Origin of the sequence: Facilibium subflavum (genome assembly GCF_003574485.1) — a bacterium.
GTDB classification, from domain to species: Bacteria; Pseudomonadota; Gammaproteobacteria; order Francisellales; family Francisellaceae; genus Facilibium; species Facilibium subflavum.
The window spans coordinates 1-2825 of sequence record NZ_QLIT01000298.1 but is presented as its reverse complement, the minus strand read 5'-3'; the positions used below and the strand labels follow the sequence as shown (position 1 = coordinate 2825).

Below are 2825 nucleotides of genomic sequence, written 5' to 3'. Positions count from 1 at the left end.
TACTGTCCTGTAGTGTGATTAACGACAACAAACATTAACGAAGGGGTTACGACCTATCTGAATGGTTACAATGTAGCTAATATATTTATTTCAGAAAACACAATTTATGCCGCAACAAACAGTGGCCTGTTACGCTCAAATGATAATGGTGCCACATGGCAAAACCATACAGATGCTGACGGCTTACACGTAGATACGCTTTATAGTGTAATGGAGTCTGGTGATACTATTTATGCTGCAACTTATGGTGGTGGTTTATCATTTTCAAAAGACGGGGGATTAAACTGGATCACAGAAACAGAGCAAGATGGCTTAATCAGTAATTACACTAATGATGTCTTTGTACAAGGCAATAAAATCTACATAGCAACACTTTTTGGCTTATCTATTGGAACAATTACACCAGGTGAAAATAACCAGGAAATTCTTTCCTGGGAAAATGCACTTAATAACAGCATTATCTACCAGATTTTACGTGTTGATAATACGCTTTATGCAGCGACACGTAACGGCCTGCAAATAGGAACGATTACTGAGGATGGTAATGGAAATGAAACCATTGCTTGGTCCTTAAAAACAGCCAATGACGGTTTAGGTAACAGTGATGTCAGAGATGTTTTTGTATCAGGCGGCAACATTTATGCTGCAACAACGGGCGGCGGCTTATCAATTTCAAATGACAATGGCCAAAGCTGGCAAACAAAAACACAGGCAAACACAAATAATACTTTAGCAAGTAATTACATCAACAGTGTGTTTGTTACACAAGATAGAATCTTTGCAGGTACGGCACAGGGTCTATCTATTTCAGCAGATGATGGAAATACCTGGACAAATTATATTACAGACAAAAACATTTATGACATTATCGTTATTGGTAATATTGTTTATGTAGCGACAGCAGCATATGGATTATTTATCGGAACATTAACAGTAGATGGCAATGGCCAAATGATTATAGCCTGGGAACAAAAAACAGTTCAAGATGGCCTGGGAAGCAATACTGTCCGAGGAATTTTTGTTTCTGGTAGTAATATCTATCTTGCAACAGAAAGTGGCTTATCTGTATTAAAACAAACAGGTGTACAATGGAAAAATAAAACAACAGCTGATGGCTTAAGCCATAACCTTGTTAAAGATGTCTTCACCATGAATAATGTTATTTATGCTGCAACTGATAATGGTCTGTCAATCGGAACACCCATAATAGACCAAAGTGGTCAAAAAGCGATTAATTGGTCAATTGAATTAGATGGATATATGACCAATGGTATTTTTGTATCTGCTGAAATCATTTATGTCGCAACAGATCAAGGGTTATTAATAAAAGATAATAATGATTGGCAAATACACTTAGCAGGCAGCAATGTCTTATCTGCTTTTGTCACAAACGGTATTATCTATGCGGCAACAACAAATGGTATTGCAATCGGTATAATGTCAATAGATAACAACAATGAAATCACAGTATCTTGGCAAATAAAAACCCAAGCAAATACAGAAAATACGTTAAGCAGTGATTATATTAATGCCGTCTTTGTACTCAACGATGTTATCTACGCTGCGACTGATAATGGCTTATCTATTTCAAAAAATAATGCAGAGCAATGGACATCAGAATTAGCAGGAATCGTTATTAATGATGTCTTTGTTATTGATGGTAAGGTTTATGCTGCAACAGATAATGGTTTACTTATTGGTACCGTTTCAATTGATGGTAATGGTCAGGAAAGTATTTCCTGGGCAACTAAAAACCAAATAAACAATGGTTTAGCAAGTGATGTCGTCTCTGGTGTATTTGTCTCTGGTAATACGATCTATCTGGCAACCGGTTCCCCAGGAAACTTGCTTGGTGGTGTATCCATTTCTACTGATGACGGGCAAACTTGGACAAACAGTACAACTATTTTAGGGCTTGGTAGCAACACCGTTTATGACGTTTTTGTTGCAAACTCAATTTATGCTGCAACAGATAATGGACTTGCCATTTCAAAAGATATTCTGTAACTGGACATCTTTGTCCTATCTTCTTTGTTCACTTAAACTTTCAAGACAAAGATTTGATAACAAAACCATTTAAGATTAAATTTTATCCACATTATAAATTATTTAGCTATTGGCTTTATTATTTTTCAAAGCACGCTGCATATAAATAAACATAAGCAATGCAAACAATATGCCTGTAACACCTGTTAAGCCTAATTCATAGACATTATCTAAAAGGTGAAAAGCACCAAAAGCAGTAAAAGCAACACCACCCATAATTTGAATAAAGCTAAAAATAGAAATTGCAGTACCTGTAAGCGCGGGGAAAAGTGCGCTTACCATACCTAACATGTTGGGATAAACCCATAAATACACAAGCCAAAAAAAAGACAGACAAATAAGATCTGTAGTATACGTTGAGTTCATCGAAGATAACGGGAGTATTGAAATAACTGTGTAAATTCTTTCATAGGTTATAATGGTTAAAACGTATAATCTAAGGACGAAAGATGAAAAACAAAGAACAAAACAAAGCATTAGATCAAGCGCTTGATCTCATTGTCGAATCAGGTGCTGATTTATCCAATCTATTTAAATCAGATGGCGTATTGAAGCAATTAACCAAAGGTCTGGTTGAACGTGCTTTACAAGGTGAACTAAAGGCGCATCTTGGTTATGACAGGCATGAACGTAGCGATTCTGCTAATGCACGTAACGGCACGGCACGAAAAAGCGTAATAACAGAAGATGGCCTATTGGAAATTGATGTGCCTCGTGATCGCTCAGGTGAATTTGATCCTGTACTTGTTCCCAAGCGAAGCACGCGGATTGAAGGTTTG

At 36.7% G+C, this 2825-nt stretch carries 3 protein-coding genes; 2 read left to right on the top strand and 1 reads right to left on the bottom strand.

Annotated features, from left to right (window positions below):
• Positions 1-210: 210 nt before the first annotated feature.
• The gene (locus DNK84_RS13520; RefSeq protein WP_119344991.1) at positions 211-2007 is read left to right on the top strand and encodes a hypothetical protein; all 1797 of its coding nucleotides are present in this window, start codon (positions 211-213) and stop codon (positions 2005-2007) included.
• Positions 2008-2109: 102 nt separating this feature from the next.
• Here DNK84_RS13520 and DNK84_RS13515 read toward each other — a convergent pair whose 3' ends face one another.
• Entirely contained in the window at positions 2110-2337 is a 228-nt protein-coding gene (locus tag DNK84_RS13515) for a hypothetical protein (RefSeq protein ID WP_119344990.1), read from the bottom strand.
• Between the two features lie 158 nt (positions 2338-2495).
• Here DNK84_RS13515 and DNK84_RS13510 point away from each other — a divergent pair.
• Positions 2496-2825 (top strand): transposase (locus DNK84_RS13510; RefSeq protein WP_208123235.1); only part of this gene is annotated, 330 nt, incomplete at its 3' end.

Coding starts and splice junctions, on each gene's coding strand:
- DNK84_RS13520 (WP_119344991.1), top strand. CDS start 211: ATGGAGTCTGGTGATACTATTTATGCTGCAACTTATGGTGGTGGTTTA.
- DNK84_RS13515 (WP_119344990.1), bottom strand. CDS start 2,337: ATGTTAGGTATGGTAAGCGCACTTTTCCCCGCGCTTACAGGTACTGCA.